The sequence below is a fragment of the Streptomyces sp. NPDC031474 genome (assembly GCF_055581185.1).
Genome location: NZ_JBVIJX010000030.1, coordinates 13,607 through 35,046 on the forward strand (window position 1 = coordinate 13,607; position 21,440 = coordinate 35,046).

Consider the following 21,440-nt stretch of genomic DNA (forward strand, 5'->3'; position numbering starts at 1 on the left):
TTCCGCCTTTCGTCTTTCACCACTCACGGTGGGGACCTGCTCGTGTCGTGCCATGAGTTTCTCTTCCTGATGGGGCCCACCCGAGCTACCGCGGGGCCGGTTGGGGTTGGTGTCGCCTCCCCGTGGGGTGCCGTCCCGTTCAGGTACGTGCTCACCGCGTGGAGCTCGCTGCGTCGGCGCCGGTGCCCACGCAGACGTTCTGGTGTGGGGGGAGGTGGCCGCCGCGGATCCCGGTCCGGTCAGGTGACCAGGTCCGACAGCGGCCGGCCCGTCAGTGCCTGCCGGGCGCGCAGCACGACGGCCTCCTGGAGCGCGTCCATCGCCAGGTCGGACCGCCACGCGACGTGCGGGGTCATCACCAGGTTCGGCACGCCGCGCAGTACGTGATCCGCCGGCAGCGGCTCGGTCGTGAAGGTGTCCAGACCCGCACCCGCCAGATGGCCGGAGCGCAGCGCGTCCGCCAGCGCGGCCTCGTCGACGAGCCCGCCGCGCGAGACGTTGACGATGACCGAGCGCGGCCGCATGCGCCGGATGACCTCGGCCGACACCAGGTTTCGGGTCTCGGCCGACAAGGGCAGGTGCAGCGACACCACGTCGGACTGTTCGAGCAGTTCCCTCAGTGGCACGGCCGGTACCGAGGTGAAGGTCGCGAACGGGTCGTAGGCGCGGACGTTCGTGCCCAAGGCCGCGTACCACCGGGCGACCTGGCGGCCGATCCGGCCCATGCCCACGACAGCGACGTCCAGCTGGGAGAACCGTGGCGTGTCCATCCCGACGCTGCCCGCCCACTGTCCGGCCTCGATGGCCGACTGCCCCGCCGGGATGCGTCGCGCCAGCAGCAGCCCCATGGTGAGCGCGTGCGACGCGACCTCCTCGGTCGCGGCACCCGGCACGATCGCCACCGGCACGCCCTTCGTCCGGGCGGCCGCCACGTCGATGTTGTCGTAGCCGATGCCGTACCGCACCACGGCGATGCACTTCTTCATCGCGGCGAAGTCCTGGGCCTCCACGGATGCGTACGGGGTCACCATCACGACGGTCGCCTGTGGGATCGAGTCACGGAACGCCTGCCGGTCCGGCGCCACCACGAAGTCCAGCCCGAACTCCTCGGCCAGTGCCCGCTCTCGCTCCAGGCTCGGGTATTGCTGAGGACCGACAAGGAGCAAACCACCGGCAGGAGCGGCGGTGTCAGCCGGGAGTTCGGTGCTGCTTGCAAGAGACATTTCAACAGCCGCCTAAAACTGTTCGCGGGGAAAGTGAAATGAAACGTAAGGACCGCCGAACTGCCAGTCAACGGGTCCCGCGCCATGGGATCGGAATACATCCGAACTGGAAACAGTGTGTTGTCGGAACCGGATTAATCTCGTTGGCACGAGACTCTAGCTAACTAACGGCCGTTAGCATATGGTGGGTGCCGAGCATCACAAGCGGAGGTGTACGACCGTGAACGTGCGACAACTTCAGGCTTTCCTCGCGGTCGCCGAGCACCTGCACTTCGGACGCGCCGCGGAGCAGCTCTTCATGGCCCAGGCGCCCCTGAGTCGGACCATCCAGGCGCTCGAGGGGGAGTTCGGCAGCCGCCTGTTCGAACGCAACACCCGCTCGGTCTCCCTCACTCCTGCCGGCAAGGCCCTCATGGGGCCGGCCCGTGAAGTGCTCGCGGCGGTCGCCGTCGCCGAAGCCGCCGTCGGTGCCGCTGTGTCCGGCGAGTCCGGCGCCGTCCGGGTCGAGTTCTGTGGGGTCGCGGCGCACCCCCTGGTGGCCGCCCTCTCCCGCGGCATGCGTGCCGAGCGCCCCGGCATCCGGCTCGATCTCACCTCGCAGGCCGTCTCCAGGCCGACGATCCGCCGCCTGCTGGACGAAGAGGTGGACGTCGGACTCGGCCGCTTCGACAACCTGCCCCCCGGCCTCGACAGCGAGGTCCTGATCAACGACTCGCTCGTGGTCGCGGTACCCCGGACGCATCGGCTCGCCGGCTGTCAGGTCGTGTCCTTCGCGGACGTGGCCGCCGAGCCGTTCGTGTCCCTGCCCTACGCCACCGGGTCGGTCACCACCGACCGGCTGTGGCGCCTCGGCTACGCACACGGGACCGGCGGCGTCAACAACGTTCAGTTCGCCCCCGACACCTCCTCCTGTCTGGCCCTGGTCGGAGCCGAGGTCGGCTGCCATCTCGCCCTGCGATCCGTCTCCCGCTCGACGGCCAATCCCAACGTCGTCTTCATCCCGCTGGCCCGACGCGAATGCGAACTCGTACCCGATGTCCACCTGCGCGCGGCGTGGCGATCAGGGTGCGCGGACCCGCCCGTCGAGGCCGCACTGGGACACCTGCGCCGCTGTCTGCACCACGGGCGCCCGACCGCCGTCGCCTGAAACAACCGCGTCGCCGTATTGATCGTTTCAGTTCCGGAAACAATCGTCCGCCACCTTCGCATCAATGGCGTCTGGCGATCAATATTTCCCGGACGTAACGTCACGTTGTCGAAATCGCACTCGACTCTCGTCCGGCAATCTCTGTGAAACGAAAAGCGCCGCGTTCAAGCGTGTGCTGTCACCTGCCGACCGAGTCGCTTTTCTGTGCGCGAGATCCCGCAAAGGAGCAATAGATGGGCAGCGAAGAAACGGTGCGTGAGATCGATGCACTCGTCGTGGGAACCGGTATGGGCGGCGTCATGGCACTGCACACCCTCACCGCCGACGCCGGTCTCGACGCGATCGCCATCGACAAGGCGCCGAAGGTCGGCGGTACTTGGTACTGGAACCGCTACCCGGGCGCGCTCTCCGACACGCAGAGCTTCATGTACCAGCTGCCCTACGACCGAGAACTGTTCCAGCGGACCGACTGGCGCACCCGCTACGTTCCCGGTCCCGAGATCCGCCGGTACGTCGAGGACGCCGTCGACTTCTGGGACCTGCGCTCCCGGATCCAGCTGGAGACCACCCTGGTCAGCGCGGCCTTCGACGAGGAGAGCGCGCACTGGCACGTCGCCACCGACAAAGGCGAGTTCCGTGCCCGCTTCCTCATCACCGCCGCCGGTCTGCTCTCCCGGATCAACATCCCCGACTTCCCCGGCATCGACCGGTTCGAGGGCCGCATCGTCCACACCGCCGACTGGCCCGAGGACCTCGACATCACGGGCCTGCGCATCGGCGTCATCGGCAACGGCTCCACCGGCATCCAGTTCATGACCGAGGCCGCCAAGACCGTCGCCCATCTGACCTCGTTCCAGCGCACTGCGCAGTACACCGTGCCGGCCGGCAACCGCGAGTGGTCCGAGGTCGAGCTGGAGCAGTTCAAGGCCACGTGCGAGGACCGCTGGGAGGAGTTTCGCACCTCCAAGATCGGCTTCGGCATCGACGAGACCACGCGCAGCATCTGGAGCGTCTCGGAGGAGGAGCGCGAAGCCATCTTCGAGTGGGCCTGGCGCAAGGGCGGGAACTACACCTTCGCCAACGAGACCTTCTGCGACGTCACCAGCGACCGCGCCGCCAACGAGCTCGCCGCCGACTTCATCAAGAGGAAGATCAAGGAGACCGTCAAGGACCCGGAGACGGCGCGCAAGCTCACCCCGACCGAGCTGTTCGCCCGGCGCCCCATCTGCGACTCCGGCTACTTCGAGATCTTCAACCAGCCCAACGTCACCCTCGTCAGCACCCGGGAGAACCCCATCGAGGAGTTCGTGCCCCGCGGCGTCGTCACGGCGGACGGCACCCTCCACGAGTTCGACGTCCTGGTGCTGGCCACCGGCTTCGACGCCGTCGAGGGCAGCTACCGGAACATGGACATCCGCGGCATCGGCGGCAGGACCCTCAGGGAACACTGGGCCGACGCCCCCCGCAGTCACATGGGCATGACCGTGTCCGGCTTCCCGAACCTGTTCATGGTCCTCGGACCCAATGGCCCGTTCGTCAACAACCCCTCCGCCATCGGCGTCCAGGCCAAGTGGATCGCCCAGGCCGTCAAGAGCGTCAAGGACACTCCCGGCGCCTCCATCTGGCTGCGCGAGGAGGCCGAGGAGAACTGGCTCCAGACCTGCCTCGACGCGCTCAAGGGCTCTCTGTTCCTGGAGACCGGCTCGTGGATCTTCGGAAACAACATCCCCGGCAAGCGCAAGGCCCGGACCGCCAACTTCTACGTCGGCGGCCTCGACCGGTTCATCGCGATCTCCGAGGCCGAAGCGGCCCAGGGATACCCCAGCTACGAGGTCCGCGTCCCCTCCGCGGTCTGACCCCTACCCCCAAGCGGTTTGGAGAAATAACCCATGCCCACCTACCAGACCATCTCGCCGCTCAACGGCGAGGTGCTCGCCGAGTACACGATGATGACCGACGCCGAGGTCGCCGAGGCGCTCACCCGGGCCACCGACGCCTACCGCGACTGGGGCCGGAACGGGGTCGAGGACCGGGTAGCCGTGCTGGCCCGTATCGCCGAGCTGCACCGGGAGCGTAGTGCCGAACTCGCCGAGGCGATGGCGACCGAGATGGGCAAGCCGCTCGCCCAGGCCGAGGGCGAGGTCAACCTGTCGGCGTCGATCTACGACTACTACGCCACCGCCGGCGCCCGGCTGCTGGCCGACGAGGTGATCGAGGTCGGGGCCGGGGGACGGGCCGTCGTCCGGACGGCTCCCACGGGCCCGGTGCTCGGGATCATGCCGTGGAACTTCCCGCTCTACCAGGTGGCGCGGTTCGTCGCCCCCAACCTGCTGCTGGGCAACACGGTCCTGCTCAAGCACGCTCGCTCCTGCACCCGCACCGCCCTCCTCATCGACGCCATCGTCGCCGACGCCAACGCTCCGAAGGGCGTCTACGAGAACCTCATCGTGTCCTCCTCGCAGGTCGGCCCTCTCATCGCCGACGTCCGCCTGAAGGGCGTCTCGCTGACCGGCTCCGAGGAGGCAGGCCGGATCGTGGCCGAACAGGCCGGCCGACATCTCAAGAAGTGCGTCCTCGAACTCGGCGGCTCCGACCCCTTCATCGTCCTGCCCGACGCCGACCTCGACCTCGCCCTCGACCTGGCCGCGACCGGCCGGTTCAGCAACGCAGGCCAGTCCTGCACGTCCTCCAAGCGCATGATCGTCCACAGCGAGGTCTACGACCGTTTCCTCGAAGGGTTCCTCGACCGCGCGAAACAGTGGAACACCGGCGATCCGCTGAACCCGGAAACCCGCATCGGCCCGATGGCGTCCCAGTCCGGCCGACAGGAGATCGCCGAGCAGGTCGAGGACGCCGTAGCCAACGGCGCCGAGCTGCACCTGGGCGGCGTGCTCCCCGACGGCCCCGGCGCGTTCTACCCGGCCACCGTCATCACCGGGGTCACTCCGGACATGCGCGCCCACAGCGAGGAACTCTTCGGTCCCGTCGCCGTGCTGTACAAGGTCGACTCCGTCGAGGAGGCCGTCGAGCTCGCGAACGACTCCCGGTTCGGGCTCGGCTCCGCCGTCTTCACCCGCGACGAGGACCTCGCCGCGGACATCGCCGAGCGCCTGGAAGTGGGCATGGTCGGCCTCAACACCCTCATCCGCAGCCAGCCCGACCTGCCCTTCGGCGGCGTCAAGGCGTCCGGCATCGGCCGCGAGCTCGGCCGTCTCGGCCTGGACGAGTTCGCCAACAAGAAGACCATCCGTCTCTCCTGACCGGTTCCACCCCTCATACGGCGCCCTGCCCGCAACCCTCCCCGGCGGGCAGGGCGCAGCCATGAACGGCACATACACCGCCCTGCGACTCACCCCTGAAGGACATGACATGAAGCTCGTCTCCTACGACCGCGGCACCGGCTGGGAGCCGGGCCTGCTCCACGGCGACCAGGTGTTCGGCCTCAACGCCGCGCTCTGGGCCGCCGGCCGCCGGGCCTCCACGGACCTGCCGTCCGTCCGCGCCTTCCTCCAGGACCACGGCGGCCAGTTGCCCCAGATCGCCGCTGCCGTCGGACCCGTCCTCGACGGCGGTGCCCTGGAACCCGTGGGGGCCCTTGACTCCGTGAAGCTCGGCCCACCCGTCACCGACCCGACCAAGGTTCTTTGCGTGGGCCTGAACTACTCGGACCACGTCGGTGAGACCGGCCGTGCCATGCCGGCCCATCCCGACCTGTTCGCCAAGTTCGCCAGCAGCCTGATCGGCCCCTACGACGCCATCGACCGGTCCGACGTCACCGACAACCTCGACTTCGAGGGCGAACTCGCCGTCGTCATCGGCAGGGAGTGCGGCCGGGTCGACGAGAGCGACGCCCTGTCGTACGTGGCCGGCCTGTCCGTCCTCAACGACGTCACGGCCCGCGACCTCCAGTACCGCGGCACCCAGTGGCTCGCGGGCAAGGCCGTGGACCGGGCAACGCCGTTCGGGCCGACGATCGTCACCCTGGACGAGACCGGTGACCCGCAGGCCCTGGACATCGAGACCTACGTCAACGGCACTCGCGTCCAGAGCTCCAACACCAAGAACATGATCTTCTCGGTCGCCAGGATCATCTCCTACATCAGCCAGTTCCTCACCCTCAGCCCCGGCGACGTGATCGCCACCGGTACCCCCGAGGGCATCGGCGCCAAGCGAAACCCGCCCCTGTGGCTGCGCCCCGGTGACAAGGTCGAGGTCGTCCTGGAGAAGGTCGGGATCCTCCGCAACGAAATCCACTGAAGCGCACCGCGTCGTACGTCTGCGGAGCCGAGCCCTTGGGCCGGCTCCGCAGACGTTTCGCCAGGAACTGACGGCCGCCGCGGATGGCGGCGGCCGAAGTGACCGGATTTCAGACGCGGGATGCGAACAGCTCCGCCAGATGCCGCGTCGGCACCTGGGCCAGGTCGTCGAGCTGGACGCGGCAGGACATGCCGTCCGCCAGGAACACCGCATCCGCGTGGTCGCGCACCGTCGGGAGCAGGTGCGTCTCGGCGACCGCGACGCTGACCTCGTAGTGTCCCTTCTCCACCCCGAAGTTGCCGGCGAGGCCGCAACAGCCCTGCACCTTGACGACCGTGGCGCCGGCCTTTTCCAGCAGCCGCTGGTCCGTGTCCCAGCCGATGACGGCGCTGTGGTGGCAGTGAGGCTGTGCGACCACCTCCACACCGGTCAAGTCGGGCAGCGGCAGGTCGAGTCGTTCGACCAGCTCGGCGAAGCTGAGCACACCCGACGCCACCACATCCACGTCCTCGGCGACGCACAGCTCTCTGGAGTCGCTGCGCAAGGACGCGAGACACGACGGCTCCAGCGCCATCACCGGGACTCCGCTACGGACGTAGGGGACCAGGGTCCGCACGGTCCGGCCGACGATGGTCCGCGCCTGGTCGAGCTGTCCGGTCGTGATCCAGGTGAGGCCGCAGCAGGCGTCCTCCTGGATGACGCGGACCGTGAGGCCGTGCGACTCCAGGAACCGGATCGCCGCCAGGCCGGACTCGGGGAAGAAGTGGTCCGTGAAGGAGTCCGCCCAGATCCATATGTGGGGCGGCGCGGCTTCCGCGTGTGACGTGTCCGTCGCCTTTCTCAGGGTGGGGGAGGCGAACCGTGGTACGGACCGTCTACGGTCGATTCCGGCGGCCCACTTGGCCAGAGCAGCGAGTGGCCTGACACGCAGGAGCAGGTTGGCAGGCCGCGCCAGCGGTGCCGTGAGCCGGGCCCACATCGGGAGCCGCCCGAGGAACAGGTGCGACCGTGGCCGGCGAAGTCCGGCGACGTCGTGCCGCTGGTGCAGTACCTCGCTCTTGTAGGTGGCCATATCGACGCCGCTGGGACAGTCGCTCGAACACCCTTTGCATGCGAGGCACAGGTCGAGTGCCTCGGCCACGGCCGAGTTCTCCAGACCACCGCGCAACAGACCGCCGTCGAGCGCCTCCTGGAGCACCCGGGCACGGCCGCGGGTCGAGTCTCGTTCGTCCTTCGTGGCGAGATAGGACGGGCACATCACCCCCGCGGTTCTCGGCGCCACGCACTTCCCGACACCGGTGCAGCGGTGCACGGCGGTACCCAGGTCCCCGGCGTCGTGCACCAGCCGCAGACCGGAACGCACCGGCGCCTGAGGCCGTACCGGGCGCAGGTCGTCGGTGATCGGAACGGGATCGGCGATGATGCCGGGGTTGAGGATGTCGTCGGGATCGCAGACGGCTTTCACCTGGCGGAACAGGGCGAGGGACGTCTCGTCGTACATCAACGGCAGCAACTCGCCGCGGACCCGGCCGTCGCCGTGCTCTCCCGACAGGGTGCCCCGGTAGTCGCGCAGCCGTGTCGCACAGGCGGTCATGAAGTCGCGGAATATTCCGGCCGAGGCGGGGTCACCGGGCCGGAACGGGAAGTCGATGCGGCAGTGGACGCAGCCGTCGCCGAAGTGGCCGTACGGGATGCCCCGTAGGTCGTGCGCCTGCAGGAGCTCCTCGAAGTCGCGCAGCCACGCGCCGAGGTGCTCGGGTGGAACGGCGGCGTCCTCCCAGCCGCCGTATGCCGGCGTCGGCAGGGACCGGCCCGCGAGCCCGGCGCCGTCCTCGCGGATGTGCCACAGTGCGGCCGCCTCATGTGGGTCGTCGACGAGCCTGGTGTCCAGCGCGGCACCGGTGGAGACCAGTCGCCGCGCCACATCCGTCGCGTCTTCGCCCGCTACCTCCACGAACAGCCAGCCACCTCCCCGCGGCAGGTCGGGCACCGCAGAGCCCTTCTCCCGCACCAGATCCACGATGCGCGCATCCATGCCCTCGCACGCGACGAGACGGCCGGGCGCCGCCGCGAGCAGCGCCGGTACGGCATCGGCCGCGTCGGCCATCGTCGGGTACCCGAGCACCAGCATCCTGCGGTCGACCCGGTCGTCCACCAGACGGACGGTCGCCTCCAGGACCGTGGCCAGTGACCCCTCGCTGCCGACCAGGAACCGCTCGACGCGGCGCCGCTCGGGCAGCAGGTGCTCCAGGCCGTAGCCGCTGACCTGGCGGCCGAAGCGGCCGAACTCGGTACGCAGGTGAGCCAGGTTGGCGTCGCCGACGGCCGCCAGCCGCGTCGCGGTCTCGCCGACGGCGCGGCCGCCCTGTTCCCGGGCGAGTTCGCCGTTGCCGTACAGCACGCGCAGCGACTCGACGTTGTCCACCGTCCGGCCGTAGCCCAGTGCCCGCGAACCACAGGCGTTGTTGCCGATCATTCCGCCGATCGTGCAGCGGCTGTGCGAGGACGGGTCCGGCCCGAACCGCAGCCCGTGCAGGGCCGCCTCGCGCTGCAGGTCCGCATGCACCACGCCCGGTTCCACCCGCGCCGTGCGTGCGACCGGGTCGATGTCGAGCACCCGGTTGAACCGACGGGTGTCGATGACGATGCCGCTTCCGACCGCGTTGCCGGCGATGCTGGTGCCCGCGCCGCGCATGGTCACCGGGATCCGCAGCTCCCGCGCCACCTCATGGGCCGCGATCACGTCGTCGTCGCTGCGCGCCTTCACGACTGCGGACGGCACGACGCGGTAGAGGCTCGCGTCCGACGAGTACAGAGCTCGTGTCAACGCAGAGGCGTCGAACTCGACACCCGCGGAGCGGAGAGCGGCGGCGAGGTCATCGCGGGACCCCGTCGACGAGTCGTCCGGGATCCCGCGGGATGGTGGCTGTGCTTGAACGGGCATACTTCAGGCTAACTAACGTAAGGTAGTTTCGCTACTGCCCGGGGCCGTGGGAGGCTGACTAACGTAAGGTAGTTTCCCGGGTCGTGTCGCATGCAGGCGAAGGAGGAGCCGTGGCCGAGGAGTGGTGGCCCCGCGCGGTCGAGGAGTTCGACAAGCACCTCGGCGAGCTCGACTGGAGCCGCCAGAGCGCCTCCCGGCGGGCGATCCTGGAGGCGTTCCTCCGGCTGGCCACCGAGAACGGGTTCAACTCGGTCACCATGCGGATGATCGCCAAAGAGATGTCCATCAAGGCCCCGAGCCTGTACAACCACTTCCCGGACGGCCGCGACGAGATCGTGGCCGAGTCCCTCCGCTGGCACTTCTACAAGTTCGGTGTTGCCGTACTCGACGAGGTGCGCACGGTCTCGGACCCCAGAGAGGGCTGGCGCCGGATGGTGCACGTGCACCTGACCCGGCAGATCGAGCTTCCCGAAAGTAACCTGTGGGACCTGCTGGTGGCGACCGACCAGGTGGTGCACTTCCTTCCGTCGGCGCTCCGTGAAGAAGTCGACGCCTGGGTCGATCTGTACGAGGCGCTCTACCGGGCCGCGGCCGAGGACATGGGCTTCGGGCCGTCCGTCCAGCAGGTCAAGCTCGTGATGACGGTCCTCGAAGGCGCGAACCGCTGGGCAATGTGGGACGGCAAGCGACGGTCGCTCGCACCGCTGGTCGAGAAGGCGAACAGCGCGACCCTGGCCCTGCTGGAACTCGCGAAGGAATGAAGGGACGACGATGGCGCCGCGGAAATACCCCTCCAGCCCCCTCGTCCGCCGGGAAGGACGGCCGCAAGGTCACGCCTTCGTGCCGCCAGGTGAGGGCAGTCGGCCGGGAGTCGCCCTCATGGAGTGGGAACTCCGGGGCGCGTCGTGGACGGACGAGCATCCTCACGACGAGTTCAACTACGTCCTGGAGGGCCACCTGTTCGTCGCCTGCGACGGTGAGACCGTCGAGGCCGTGACGGGCGACGTCGTCCAGGTGCCGGCCGGAAGCGTCGGCCGCTACTGGGCGCCCGAGTACGCCCGCATGCTCGCCGTCTACGGCCCGAACCCGCGGGGACTTGAAAGCCGCGTGCACGCCTACACGCGCTGGGAGACGCCGACGGAGGACTCCAGCGGATCCGCCTCATAGAGCGCCACGTCAATGTGAAAGCGCTCTCTGCGATGCTGAAATGGCATGTACATTTATCCGAGCCGGGTGGGGTACCGAGGCCCGGCCGGGAGCCGCCCCACTCCGGACGGAGAAGCATTCTCATGGATCAGGCCGTGCGTCGGCGGCGACACGCGCTGTTCCTGCTCTTCCTGCTGGCCGGCATCGCGATGTCCTCCTGGGTGACACGCACGCCCGCGATCAGGGACCGGCTGGAACTCTCCACCGCGCACATGGGGTTGGTGCTGTTCGGGTTATCGCTCGGCTCGATGGCGGGCATCACCTGCTCGGGACATCTGGTGTCCAGGTTCGGGACGCGGCCCGTCATCGTCTGGGGGACATGGCTCCTCATCGCGGGGATGGCCACGATCTGCTGGGGAAGCGGTTCCGCGTCGGTTCCGACGGTGACCGCGGGCCTGTGCGCCTTCGGCGCCGGGTTGGGCGTCGGCGACGTGGCGGTGAACGTCGACGGCACGGACGTCGAGCGGGTCGGCGGCAGGACCACCCTGCCCGCTCTGCACGGCTGCTTCAGCCTGGGCACGGTGCTGGGCGCCGGGGCGGGCATGGCGGCGACGGCGGCCGGCGTGCCGGTGCACTGGCACCTCGCGGCGGTCGTCCTGCTCACCGCCGGCCTCCTCCTCTACGCGCTACGTGCCATCCCGGAGGGCACCGGCCGTGCCGCGCCCGAAGAGGCGCACGAAGCGGGCGTTGGCAGGCATCGCCCGGCGGTGTGGAAGGACGGGCGGCTTCTGCTCATCGGCGCGATCGTTCTCGCGATGGCGCTGGCCGAGGGATCGGCCAACGACTGGCTGCCCCTGCTGATGGTCGACGGCCACGGCATGGACGCCACGGCAGGCTCCCTCGTGTACGCCGGTTTCGCCGCCGCGATGACGCTGGGCCGCTTCGCCGGCAGCTTCTTCCTCGACCGCTTCGGCCGCACCGTCGTCGTACGCGCCAGTGCCCTCTCCGGTGCGCTCGGTCTGCTCATCGTCATCGTCTCCGACAACGCTGTCCTGGCCGGAGCCGCCGTACTGCTGTGGGGACTGGGCGCATCGCTCGGCTTTCCTCTCGCGCTCTCGGCCGCCGGGGAGTCCGGCCCGGACCAGACGGCCCGGGTCAGCCTGGTCGCCGTCATCGGCTACATCGCCTTTCTCGTCGGACCACCCGGACTCGGCTCTCTCGGCGGCCAAGTCGGACTGCGCCCCGCCATGCTCGTCGTTCTGGCCTGTGTCGTATGCGCCGCCTTTCTGGCCCCGGCGGTGGAGACCGGGGCCCACGCCAAGGGCCCGGCCGCGAGGCACGCCACCGATGCCGACGTCCCCGCCACCGCCGACGACGCGGGCTCGGCGTAGACCGCACTCAACACCAGCGGCGCGGACAGGTCGGGGCTCGCGGGCCGGTGTTCGTCAGCGTCGTACCCACGCCACGCCTCGCCAGGCGAGCGGCAGCAGTCGTCGCCTTCGGGTGAGACTCTTCTGAAGGGAGGCCGCCCTCCTGGCTCCTGAGAGTTGGCCGTCGGAACCTGTGAGGCTGTCGCCCTCAAACAGCGGCGAGGGCCAAGTCATGGACCAGAATGTGCACTCCCGTCGAACATTACTGTCTCCAGCTGACCCTTGACGCGGGCTGAAGGATTGCCGAGCCGATTCGGCAGCGTCACCGCCCGAAGACCGCCGTGGTCACACCCATTCGGGTGTGGTGCGTGTGGCAGCCCCGGCTCGACCATGTCGCGAGACCGCGTCGTGGCAGGCAAAGGAGCAGCACATGGCGGAGATCCAGATCGAGTTCGATGTCCCTGCGGAGATGCGTGACGGCACCGTGCTGCGTGCGGACGTCTACCGTCCCGGCGGCACGGGACCGTGGCCGGTGCTGCTGACACGGCTGCCGTACGGCAAGCAGTCGCCCATGGTGGCCTTGATACTCGATCCCGTGGCGGCGGCGAAGCGCGGCTTCATGGTCGTCATCCAGGACACCCGCGGCCGGTTCGCTTCCGAGGGGGAGTGGGAGCCGTGGACGTACGAGGAGAACGACGGCTACGACACCGTGCGGTGGGCCGCCGCCCTGCCCGGCTCGAACGGCTCGGTCGGCATGATCGGTGGCAGCTATTTCGGCAACACGCAGTGGATGGCGGCGCTGTCGAAACCGCCGGAGCTGAAGGCGATCGCCCCGCTGATCACGTGGTCCGATCCTGACGACGGCCTGTGGGCACGCGGTGGCGCCATCGAACTCGGCATCACCGTGCCCTGGTCCCTCATGCAGGGCGCCGACACCCTGATGCGCCGTCACCGCACCGACCTCGAGGGGCTTGTCAGCGGCGTCACCGGGCTCGTACAGAATCTCGACGGGCTGGCCAGCGGCGGTTACGGGGAACTGCCCGCCGGGCGGTTTCCCGCGTTCGCCCGGCACGATCTTCCCGAGCTGGGCTACGAGCGTTCCCGGCGGGAGCCGGAGTGGGCGCGCTCCTGCCGCGTCGCGGGCCGGCACGACGAGGTCGACCTGCCCACCTTCCAGGTCGGCGGCTGGTACGACATCTTCACCCAGGGCACGCTCGACAACTTCGCCGCCATGCGCCGCGCCGGCCGGTCCGCCACGCTGGTCATGGGCCCGTGGACTCACACCAACTGGCGCAACGTGGTCGGCGACGTCAACTTCGGGTTCGCCGCGAACTCTGACTTCATGGGCATGCGGGGACGTCTGACCGACATGCAGTTCGACTGGTTCCAGCGCACGATCGGCGACGGTGAGGCGCTGGAGCCGGACACGGGCCAGGTGCTGCTGTTCGTCATGGGGATCAACCAGTGGCGCGAGGAGACCGAGTGGCCTCTGTCGCGGGCGGTGGACACGGACTTCCACCTGCGCGCCGACGGACGCTTGACACTGGAGCCGCCGTCCACCGCCGAGCAGCCCGAGGAGTTCACCTACGACCCCATGGATCCGGTGCCCACCACGGGCGGCGCGCTGCTGATGGCCGACGAGTTCCGTCCGGGGCCCCTCGACCAGGCAGTGGTGGAGGCGCGCGACGACGTGCTGGTCTTCACCACTGAACCGCTTGCCGAGGACACCGAGGTGACCGGCCGGGTCCGGGCGGTGTTGTTCGCCTCCACCGACGGGCCCTCGACGGACTGGGTGGCCCGCCTGTGCGACGTCGACGAGCACGGCGTCTCCCGCAACGTGGCCGACGGCATCGTGCGGGTGCGCGCGGCGACTCCGGGCGAGGCGGCCGAGCACGTCGTGGACCTGTGGTCGACCAGCATCGTCTTCCGCGCCGGCCACCGCATACGGGTCCAGGTCACCTCCAGCAACTTCCCCCGCTGGGACCGCAACCTCAACACGGGAGAGCCCGAGGAGACCGCGACCACGGCCCGGGTGGCCCGGCAGCAGATCTTCCACGACCCCGACCGCCCCTCCCGCATCGTCCTGCCGGTCGTCGCGGCCCGATAGGAAGCGCGGGATGCACATGGCCGACGTCATTTCGCCGGGGGCGATTCTTCCCCTGGCCGCGGCACGTTTCGGGGACAAATCCGCTCTGGTGACTTCGACGCGGACGCTGACCTTCCGCGACCTCGACACGGAGAGCGACCGGGTCGCGGCGGCGCTGATCGCCCGCGGGGTACGGCCCGGTGATGTGGTGTCGTTGTACGCCCAGAACCGGTGGGAATGGATCGTGTCCTACCACGCCGTGCTCAAGGCCGGCGCCGTCGTCAATCCGGTGAACGTCATGCTCACCGCGGAAGAGCTGACGTTCGTGCTGCGCGACTGTGACGCGGCGGCGGTGTTCACCAGCGCCGAGCAGGCCGCCGACGTCGTTGCCCTGACGCGGGATCTTCCTCGCCTGTCCGTCGTCGTCGCGTTCGGGGAGGCGGGGGAGGCGCCCGAAGGCGCCGTCGCCTTCGCGGATCTGACGGCCTTCGACGGACCGGTCCCTGCGGCCTTCGGCCCCGACCCGGTCGCGCCGTGCACGATCGGCTACACCTCCGGCACCACCGGCTACCCCAAGGGCGCAGTGCAAAGCCATCGGGCGGTGGCGCTGAACTGTGCGCTGACCGCGACGATGCACGGCCGTACCGAGCGCGACGTCGTGGTCACCGCGCTGCCCGCCGCCCACGTGTACGGCAATGTGGCGATCAACGGGACGTTCCTCGCCGGTGGCACGGTCGTGCTGATGGAGCGCTTCACGCCCGGCGAAGCGCTGCGGCACATCGAGGAGCACTCCGCCACCATGTTCGAGGGTGTGCCGGCCATGTACGCGACCATGCTCGCCGACCCCGCACTGGAGTCGGCCGATCTGTCCGGTCTCACCCGCTGCACCGTGGGCGGGCAGACCATGCCCGTGTCCACCATCGAGCGCTGGCAGGCCCGCAGCGGCGCCCCACTGATCGAGCTGTGGGGGATGACGGAGATCTCCGGTCTGGGAACGACCCACGCCGTGCACGCCCCGCCCGTGCCGGGCTCGGTGGGGGTGTCCCTGCCCGGGATCGAGGTACGCATCGCCGATCTGTCCGACGTCACCAAGGAGGCGCCGCGCGGCGAGGCGGGCGAGCTGATGGTCCGCGGTCCGCTCGTCATGCTCGGCTATCACGGCAACCCCGAGGCGACCTCCGAGGCCATCGAGCCCGACGGCTGGCTGCACACCGGCGACATCGCCTCGATGACCGACACCGGGCACGTCTTCGTCGTCGACCGCCGCAAGGACATGATCATCACCGGTGGGTACAACGTCTACCCGGCCGAGATCGAACGGGTACTGGCCGCACACCCGGCGGTCGCGATGGTCGCCGCCGGACCCATCCCGGACCCGGTCAAGGGCGAACTGGCCTGCGCCTATGTGGTCCTCGGCGAGGGCGCGAAGGCGACCGAGGAGGAGCTGATCGCCTTCGCTGGCGAATCCCTCGCTGCCTACAAACGCCCCCGCCTGGTCCGCTTCGTCGACGACCTTCCCAAGACCTCGACGGGCAAGATCATGCGGCGCGAACTCATCAAGTACGGCGGCAGCGGGTGACACGGCGGAGGGCGCAGGTGTCTGATGGCGACATGCCCGACCAGCCGCTCGCCGACCTCGCGGGACAGTACGCCGAACTCGTCGCCGTACTCGACCGCGGTGAAGTCCTGCGCAAGGCGATCGCGGCGATGGCGGGACCGGGCGAGGCGGCCTGGGCGGCGTCTCCCACCGCGTTCGGGCCGCTGAGCCTGGACCACGTCGTCGGCGACCGGACGGGCCTGCTGCGCGGCCTGGAGGTGCCCCCGGGGACGGGCCTGACGGGCAAGGTCCACCGCGGCGGAGGCCCGGACTGGGTGGACGACTACTTCCGCAGCTCGAAGATCACGCATACGTTCGACGAGCACATCCGGGCCGAGGGCCTGCGGCGGGTACTGGCGGTGCCGCTGATGCACAACGGATCGGCGATCGGTGTGCTCGCCCTCGGACGACGCGTGGACGGCGCCTTCGGCGGCCGCGACGTCGAACGGGTCTCGGCGCTGGCCGCCCAGGCGGCGCTCGCCGTCTCCGTCGCCGAGCGCGCCCGACTGGCCCGGGAGATAGCCGTGCACGAGGAGCGCGAGCGCCTCGCCGCCGCACTGCACGACAGCGTCGGCGCCCTGCTCTTCGCGATCGGATCCGGGATGCAGGACCTCGCCGAAGTCGCCCACGACGACCACGAACTGCGGGAGAGGCTCGACCGGTTGCGGCGACAGGCCGCCGACGCGAGCAGTGCGCTGCGCGAGTCGCTGCGCACCCTGCGCGCCTCACCCTCGGCGCTCGCGCTGGGGGTCGCGCTCCGCGGTGACTGTGCGGCGTTCTCCGACCGCACGGGCATTCCCGCCGAGCTCGTCGTCCTCGACCAGGCCCCGCCCGCATTGCCGCCGTCGCGCTCCGAGGCCCTGGTCGCCGCCGTACGCGAAGCACTGCTGAACGTCGAGAAACACGCGCGGGCGGGTGCGGTCGTGGTCACCGTGGGGCGGTTCGGGTCGTCGCTCACCGTGGCCGTCCACGACGACGGGGTGGGGCTCGGCCACCACCATCGGCCCGGGCTCGGACTGACCAGCACCGCCGAGGCCCTCGCCCGCCTGGGCGGCTCGCTCACCGTCGAATCCGAAGCCGACGGCGGCACGGCCTGGCGGGCGCGGCTGCCATGTTGACCACCACGCCCATCCGCATCGTCGTCATCGACGACCACCCGGTCGTCCGGGACGGAGTCGCCGCGCAACTCCAGCACCACCGCGACATGACGGTCGTCGGATACGCGGCCACCGCCGCCGACGGACTGCGGGTCTGCGCTTCCGAGCGCCCGGACGTCGTCCTCCTCGATCTCCGCCTGCCCGACGCCCCCGCCGCGGAAGTGGTCACCGCGCTGAACCGCACCACCCCCGAGTGCCGCGTACTGGTGTTCACCGCCTTCCCCGAGCATGCCGCCGTCGCCCCCACACTCGCCGCAGGAGCCTGCGGGCTACTCGTGAAGGACGCGAGCGGCATCACCGTCCGCGACGCCATCCGCAGCGTCGTCCGCACCGGCACCTACCAGGCCGCTCACACCGCGTCCTCCGTCTCACCCGTCTCCGCCCGCGAGTACGACGTCCTCCGCCTCGTCGCCTCCGGCCACACCAACCCCGAGATCGGGGCCGAGCTGAACCTGTCCGTCAACACCGTCAAGACCTACCTGCGCGAGGTCATGCACAAGCTCGGCGCCCGCAACCGCGCCCAACTCATCATGAACGCACGGTCGAGCGGATTGCTCTGATCCCCTTTCGGCCTGGCCGGCTGCGGGATCAGGTCCGGTCACCGTTCCTCTGGGGCTTTGCGCACGAGGTGCGCAAAGCCGTGGTGGGCTTGTTCGTGGCGTCGTCGGCTGTGCTCGCGGTAGTACCGCTCGCCGGCGCCGACCAGAGCGAGACCGTCGCCTGCTGCGGTCCTTTGCCGCCCAGCATCCCGTAGAGGTCGCCCACCTGTACCTGCCTCACGCTGCTTGTGGCACTGGTGCTGCACCGGATCACCGACGCCGACTTGGCTGCCTGACGAGCGGGCCGAGGCGAGCGGGCAGGCAGTACAGACGGTGACCTGACCCGCGGCCCAGCCTTCGGCGCGATCACGGCGGGCGGCCGGACGGACACGGGCCGGAGTCGCGGAGACCGGCCTGTCGGGATCGGAGGGCTGCGGACCGAGGGGACGGCGGCCGAAGACACTGCCGAGGCCCGGCCGCCCGGGACGCTGTGGCAGGACGGGACCGATCGGCCTTTACTGGAAGGTGAGGATCACCAGAAGAGGCGTTCACCAGAAGAGGCGACCGAATCATTTCGCCGACGCCGGATGCTTCGCCAAGGCGGGAGGTCGTGCCATGGACCCACCTCCGCGAGAACGCAACGTACCGCACCTCGTGGTCGATCGCCCGGACCGGCTGCGCGGCCGTGTCTTCGTCCTCGACGACCAGCCGATGCTGGTCGGGCGGGACTCCACCTGCCAGATCCAGGTGGGCGATCCGGGCGTCAGCCGGCGGCACGCGGTGGTGTGGCGGGCCTCGGGCCGGACCACCGTCGAGGATCTCGCCTCCACCAACGGCACCATGCTGAACGGTCACCCCGTGCTCGGGCAGCAGGTGCTGCACTCGGGCGACGTGCTGGATTTTGGGCCCTTCGAGGTGCATTACGAAGAGCCGCGCCCCGCCGACCGGACCGTTCAGGCCCCGAAGTCCGGAGCCGGCGGCACCCCGGGCGGTACCTCGGACACCATGCCGGGCTGGGGCCCCGCTGCTGAGCCCGGGCCCACGCCTCACGGCGCCGCCGCCGCAGGGCCGCCACCCGCTGGCCCGCCGGGCCGCCCGGCACCGCGCGAGGCCGGCCGTACGCCGCCCGGCGGCGAGCGGCGGTTCGACATCGAAGGGCAGGAAGCCGACTGGCTGAGCAACGTCGCCGGGGACCAGTACAACTACGTTCAGCAGGCGCAGCGCGAGAACTTTTTCAAGGAGATCGCCGCGACCCGTACCAGGGCGCGACACCTGATCATGCTCGGCTTCCTGCTCTTTGTGGTCGGGGGCGGGATCTACGGCTGGGTGATCATTCGATTCATTGCCAGGAGCAACGACGATTTTTCGTCGGGGAGTTCGAACTTCGACTCCTCCCCGGAGCTGCTCGGACCGAAGGTGGCCGGGGTGCCGGTAGGGGCGGTCGGGTTCGCGATGGCGGCTATCGGGACGGTTCTGACGATCATCGGGATCGTTCTGCACATCGTGACGACGTCCCGGCGCCGCCGCTTCGAGGATGCCGAGCGGCAGGCGTCCTGGCGGCAGCGGTGAGGAGATGGGGAGCCATGTCCTTCAACATCGGCAACCAGCAGGGCGGCGTGGTCAACAACGTCGCCGGGAACCAGACCGTTCACGGTGGCCAGTCGGCCGTCTTCACGGCAGGCGGGCAGGAGGTGCGCGGCCTGGTCCGGGATCTGAGGGCATCGATCGAGCGGACGGCGCTGCCGCCGGCAATCGAGCCCGAGGTGCGGGCCGAGCTGGACTCGCTGGACGAGGAGGTCGCCCGGCCGGAGCCGGGCCGGGAGGCCGTGGCGGGCCGGCTCGGCCGGATCACCCGGCTGCTGTCCTCGGCGGGTGCGCTGGCCACGGCCGGCACCGGGCTGATCGGGCCGCTCGGAGCGCTCGCGGGCTGGCTCGGCGCACTCGGCCAGCCGATCTTGCGGGCGATCGCAGGCTGATGGGAGGAGGCTGACGGGGAGGGCATTGACCCACCCGGGTTCGGTCCGCCCGTGACGCTCTGTTGTGGAATCTCGAAGGGCTCTCGGAGTACGACATCCGTCGTCCGCCGACACTGACCGGCACCAACCTGCTGGGCCTGGTGAAACACGTGGCCGGCATGGAGCTGGGTTACCTTGGCGATGCCTTCGGACGACCGTCCGGCGAGCCGTTGCCCCGGCTTGAGGCCGGTGCCGAGATCAACGCGGACATGTGGGCTACCGCCGAAGAGTCACGCGAGTACATGGTGGAGCCAGACGCACCAGCACGCCGGACACGCCGACATTGTCCGGGAGCTCATTGACGGTGCCCTAGGGCTGACCAAGGACAACGCGAGCATGGCGCCGGGCGACTCGGAGTGGTGGGAGAACTACCGAAGCCGGCTGGAGCGTTCAGCTCAGGAAGCCGACCGAGACGCGTGACTTCGTACCGGATCGTCGACGGGACAGGTACACAGGACCGTTGGCCATGGGTTGCGTCGAGCCCGTATCGGCAGGACGCGGCGGGGCAGAGGCCGGGACTTGTCGCCGGCGCGGTGCGAGGAGATCATCGCCGGAGACCGGGAACTCATCGAGGTCGACACGAAGATGCGGTTTGCACCACTCAATAGCAGGGATGAACAGGACGCACAGGCAGCTGTCCGGGTACGCCACGATGTCCCCAAGTGCGTACGGATGAACGCGGTCGGATTCTGATGTCGGGCGGCGGGTAGTTGCCGTTGGCGGCTCGGGCTGGCCGTACGCATAGTCGACCGTGGTCTGCTGGGAGTGGAAAAGCCTTCGACCGGTCACACGCCGATCCGGCACCCTCCTCAGCATGACCACGCCGTCTTTCATCCCCGGACTGCAACTCTCGCGTCGCTTCTACCTCGAAGCCGTACGGCCCCTGTTGGACAAGGCCGTCCCAGGGATGACGCACTCCGCCGCCCGTCTCGGCAGCGGCTCGGAAGTCCTCGGATTCGACACCGCGCGCTCCGCCGACCACGAGTGGGGGCCCCGCCTGCAGGTCTTCCTGCACCCGCAGGACATCACCCGTCACGGAACGAAAATCACGGCACTGCTCTCCGACCGCCTGCCGAAGACCTTCAGCGGCTACCCGACTCACTTCGCCGCCACCGGCGAATCGGGCATCGGCGTCATGCGGGCGACCGACGGGCCGGTGCATCACCGAGTCGAAGTCACCGACCCGAGCACCTGGTTCACCGCGCAACTGGGCTTCGACCCGGGCAAGGACATCACCTTGGCGGACTGGCTGGCCACCCCCACCCAGCGCCTCGCCGAGGTCACTGCCGGTGCCGTCTTCCACGACGGACTCGGCCACCTCGTACCGGCCCGAACCGCCCTCGACTGGTACCCCCATGATCTATGGCTCTACCTGCTCGCCTGCCAGTGGCAACGCATCTCCCAGGAAGAAGCCTTCGTCGGGCGCTGCGGCGAAGTCGGCGACGAACTCGGCTCCGCCGTCGTCGCCGCCCGTCTGGTGCGCGATCTGATGCGGCTCTGTCTGCTCATGGATCGCCGCTACCCGCCCTACAGCAAATGGATCGGCAGCGCCTTCGCCCGTACTCCTCAGGCACCCGCCCTCACCCCGGTCCTCACCGCGGCCCTCGCCGCCAACGACTGGCACACCCGCGAACATCACCTCGCCCGCGCCTACGAGACCGTCGCGGCCACGCACAACCAACTCGGCCTCTCCGACCCTGTCGACCCCGCCACACGGCCCTACCACGACAGGCCGTTTCAGGTCCTGCACGCCGAACGCTTCGCCGAGGCGCTGACCACCCGCGTCACCGACCCGGCCATCCGCGCCCTGCCTACGATCGGCACTGTCGACCAGTTCATCGACAGCACCGACGTCCTCAGCCGTCCGGAACTGACACGCGCGGCCACCCGCGCAACGGTCAGCTCTCCCCCTGAAAACTCCGCCTCCAGGCAATAAGGGAAGAGCGCGAAGCGGCCTGA

17 protein-coding genes and 1 pseudogene are annotated in these 21,440 nt (G+C 69.6%); 15 read left to right on the forward strand and 3 right to left on the reverse strand.

Annotated features, from left to right (window positions below):
• Positions 1–239 precede the first annotated feature (239 nt).
• Positions 240–1,223 carry a C-terminal binding protein gene (locus tag ACZ5SK_RS42820; RefSeq protein ID WP_457495308.1) on the reverse strand — a complete coding sequence of 328 codons (984 nt, stop codon included), beginning with the start codon at positions 1,221–1,223 and terminating at the stop codon, positions 240–242.
• A gap of 220 nt (positions 1,224–1,443) precedes the next feature.
• Between ACZ5SK_RS42820 and ACZ5SK_RS42825 the strand changes: the two genes are divergently transcribed.
• The 4 genes from ACZ5SK_RS42825 to ACZ5SK_RS42840 all read left to right on the forward strand — a co-directional run bounded on the left by ACZ5SK_RS42825 (position 1,444) and on the right by ACZ5SK_RS42840 (position 6,627).
• A complete protein-coding gene (locus ACZ5SK_RS42825) occupies positions 1,444–2,370 on the forward strand; it encodes a LysR family transcriptional regulator (RefSeq protein ID WP_334574074.1) in 927 nt (308 codons plus the stop codon).
• Positions 2,371–2,603: 233 nt separating this feature from the next.
• Positions 2,604–4,226 (forward strand): flavin-containing monooxygenase, encoded by a 1,623-nt coding sequence (locus ACZ5SK_RS42830; protein ID WP_334574072.1) that lies wholly within the window; start codon positions 2,604–2,606, stop codon positions 4,224–4,226.
• Between the two features lie 33 nt (positions 4,227–4,259).
• Complete coding sequence (locus tag ACZ5SK_RS42835) at positions 4,260–5,630, forward strand: NAD-dependent succinate-semialdehyde dehydrogenase (RefSeq protein ID WP_334574071.1); 1,371 nt, start codon at positions 4,260–4,262, stop codon at positions 5,628–5,630.
• Between the two features lie 61 nt (positions 5,631–5,691).
• A complete protein-coding gene (locus tag ACZ5SK_RS42840) occupies positions 5,692–6,627 on the forward strand; it encodes a fumarylacetoacetate hydrolase family protein (RefSeq protein ID WP_468158801.1) in 936 nt (311 codons plus the stop codon).
• A gap of 109 nt (positions 6,628–6,736) precedes the next feature.
• On the opposite strand, the gene ACZ5SK_RS42845 is transcribed toward ACZ5SK_RS42840, so the two are convergent.
• On the reverse strand, positions 6,737–9,454 hold the full coding sequence (locus tag ACZ5SK_RS42845) for an FAD-binding and (Fe-S)-binding domain-containing protein (protein WP_334574067.1): 2,718 nt from the start codon (positions 9,452–9,454) through the stop codon (positions 6,737–6,739).
• 227 nt (positions 9,455–9,681) lie between these two features.
• Here ACZ5SK_RS42845 and ACZ5SK_RS42850 point away from each other — a divergent pair, with 227 nt between their 5' ends.
• The 7 genes from ACZ5SK_RS42850 (at position 9,682) to ACZ5SK_RS42880 (ending at position 17,487) form a co-directional block, all read left to right on the forward strand.
• Entirely contained in the window at positions 9,682–10,332 is a 651-nt protein-coding gene (locus ACZ5SK_RS42850; RefSeq protein ID WP_334574065.1) for a TetR/AcrR family transcriptional regulator, read from the forward strand.
• 10 nt (positions 10,333–10,342) lie between these two features.
• Complete coding sequence (locus ACZ5SK_RS42855) at positions 10,343–10,738, forward strand: cupin domain-containing protein (protein WP_468158802.1); 396 nt, start codon at positions 10,343–10,345, stop codon at positions 10,736–10,738.
• Positions 10,739–10,860: 122 nt separating this feature from the next.
• On the forward strand, positions 10,861–12,108 hold the full coding sequence (locus ACZ5SK_RS42860; protein WP_334574061.1) for an MFS transporter: 1,248 nt from the start codon (positions 10,861–10,863) through the stop codon (positions 12,106–12,108).
• 409 nt (positions 12,109–12,517) lie between these two features.
• A complete protein-coding gene (locus ACZ5SK_RS42865; protein WP_468577660.1) occupies positions 12,518–14,194 on the forward strand; it encodes a CocE/NonD family hydrolase in 1,677 nt (558 codons plus the stop codon).
• 16 nt (positions 14,195–14,210) lie between these two features.
• Positions 14,211–15,752, forward strand: a complete 1,542-nt coding sequence (locus ACZ5SK_RS42870; RefSeq protein WP_468577662.1) for a class I adenylate-forming enzyme family protein — start codon at positions 14,211–14,213, stop codon at positions 15,750–15,752.
• 17 nt (positions 15,753–15,769) lie between these two features.
• Positions 15,770–16,888 carry a GAF domain-containing sensor histidine kinase gene (locus tag ACZ5SK_RS42875; RefSeq protein ID WP_468577664.1) on the forward strand — a complete coding sequence of 373 codons (1,119 nt, stop codon included), beginning with the start codon at positions 15,770–15,772 and terminating at the stop codon, positions 16,886–16,888.
• The gene (locus ACZ5SK_RS42880; RefSeq protein ID WP_334574055.1) at positions 16,882–17,487 is read left to right on the forward strand and encodes a response regulator transcription factor; all 606 of its coding nucleotides are present in this window, start codon (positions 16,882–16,884) and stop codon (positions 17,485–17,487) included. The genes ACZ5SK_RS42875 and ACZ5SK_RS42880 overlap by 7 nt, the downstream gene beginning before the upstream one ends.
• 28 nt (positions 17,488–17,515) lie before the next feature.
• Here the strand turns inward: ACZ5SK_RS42880 and ACZ5SK_RS42885 are convergent, their stop codons facing one another.
• The gene (locus ACZ5SK_RS42885) at positions 17,516–17,707 is read right to left on the reverse strand and encodes a hypothetical protein (protein ID WP_334574053.1); all 192 of its coding nucleotides are present in this window, start codon (positions 17,705–17,707) and stop codon (positions 17,516–17,518) included.
• A 374-nt stretch (positions 17,708–18,081) separates the two neighbouring features.
• On the opposite strand from ACZ5SK_RS42885, the gene ACZ5SK_RS42890 reads away from it, so the two are divergent.
• From ACZ5SK_RS42890 to ACZ5SK_RS42905, 4 genes and pseudogenes are all read left to right on the forward strand, one after another.
• Positions 18,082–19,035, forward strand: a complete 954-nt coding sequence (locus ACZ5SK_RS42890) for an FHA domain-containing protein (RefSeq protein ID WP_334574052.1) — start codon at positions 18,082–18,084, stop codon at positions 19,033–19,035.
• Between the two features lie 14 nt (positions 19,036–19,049).
• On the forward strand, positions 19,050–19,442 hold the full coding sequence (locus tag ACZ5SK_RS42895; protein ID WP_334574050.1) for a hypothetical protein: 393 nt from the start codon (positions 19,050–19,052) through the stop codon (positions 19,440–19,442).
• Positions 19,443–19,501: 59 nt separating this feature from the next.
• Positions 19,502–19,901, forward strand: a pseudogene (locus ACZ5SK_RS42900) (mycothiol transferase).
• A gap of 394 nt (positions 19,902–20,295) precedes the next feature.
• On the forward strand, positions 20,296–21,417 hold the full coding sequence (locus tag ACZ5SK_RS42905) for a DUF4037 domain-containing protein (protein ID WP_334574049.1): 1,122 nt from the start codon (positions 20,296–20,298) through the stop codon (positions 21,415–21,417).
• The last annotated feature ends 23 nt before the right edge of the window (positions 21,418–21,440 follow it).

What these genes read in the sequence shown, in the direction of transcription:
- ACZ5SK_RS42820 (WP_457495308.1), bottom strand. Translation starts at nt 1,223, where the DNA reads ATGTCTCTTGCAAGCAGCACCGAACTCCCGGCTGACACCGCCGCTCCT.
- ACZ5SK_RS42830 (WP_334574072.1), top strand. Translation starts at nt 2,604, where the DNA reads ATGGGCAGCGAAGAAACGGTGCGTGAGATCGATGCACTCGTCGTGGGA.
- ACZ5SK_RS42835 (WP_334574071.1), top strand. Translation starts at nt 4,260, where the DNA reads ATGCCCACCTACCAGACCATCTCGCCGCTCAACGGCGAGGTGCTCGCC.
- ACZ5SK_RS42840 (WP_468158801.1), top strand. Translation starts at nt 5,692, where the DNA reads ATGAACGGCACATACACCGCCCTGCGACTCACCCCTGAAGGACATGAC.
- ACZ5SK_RS42855 (WP_468158802.1), top strand. Translation starts at nt 10,343, where the DNA reads ATGGCGCCGCGGAAATACCCCTCCAGCCCCCTCGTCCGCCGGGAAGGA.
- ACZ5SK_RS42860 (WP_334574061.1), top strand. Translation starts at nt 10,861, where the DNA reads ATGGATCAGGCCGTGCGTCGGCGGCGACACGCGCTGTTCCTGCTCTTC.
- ACZ5SK_RS42865 (WP_468577660.1), top strand. Translation starts at nt 12,518, where the DNA reads ATGGCGGAGATCCAGATCGAGTTCGATGTCCCTGCGGAGATGCGTGAC.
- ACZ5SK_RS42870 (WP_468577662.1), top strand. Translation starts at nt 14,211, where the DNA reads ATGGCCGACGTCATTTCGCCGGGGGCGATTCTTCCCCTGGCCGCGGCA.
- ACZ5SK_RS42880 (WP_334574055.1), top strand. Translation starts at nt 16,882, where the DNA reads ATGTTGACCACCACGCCCATCCGCATCGTCGTCATCGACGACCACCCG.
- ACZ5SK_RS42890 (WP_334574052.1), top strand. Translation starts at nt 18,082, where the DNA reads ATGGACCCACCTCCGCGAGAACGCAACGTACCGCACCTCGTGGTCGAT.
- ACZ5SK_RS42895 (WP_334574050.1), top strand. Translation starts at nt 19,050, where the DNA reads ATGTCCTTCAACATCGGCAACCAGCAGGGCGGCGTGGTCAACAACGTC.
- ACZ5SK_RS42905 (WP_334574049.1), top strand. Translation starts at nt 20,296, where the DNA reads ATGACCACGCCGTCTTTCATCCCCGGACTGCAACTCTCGCGTCGCTTC.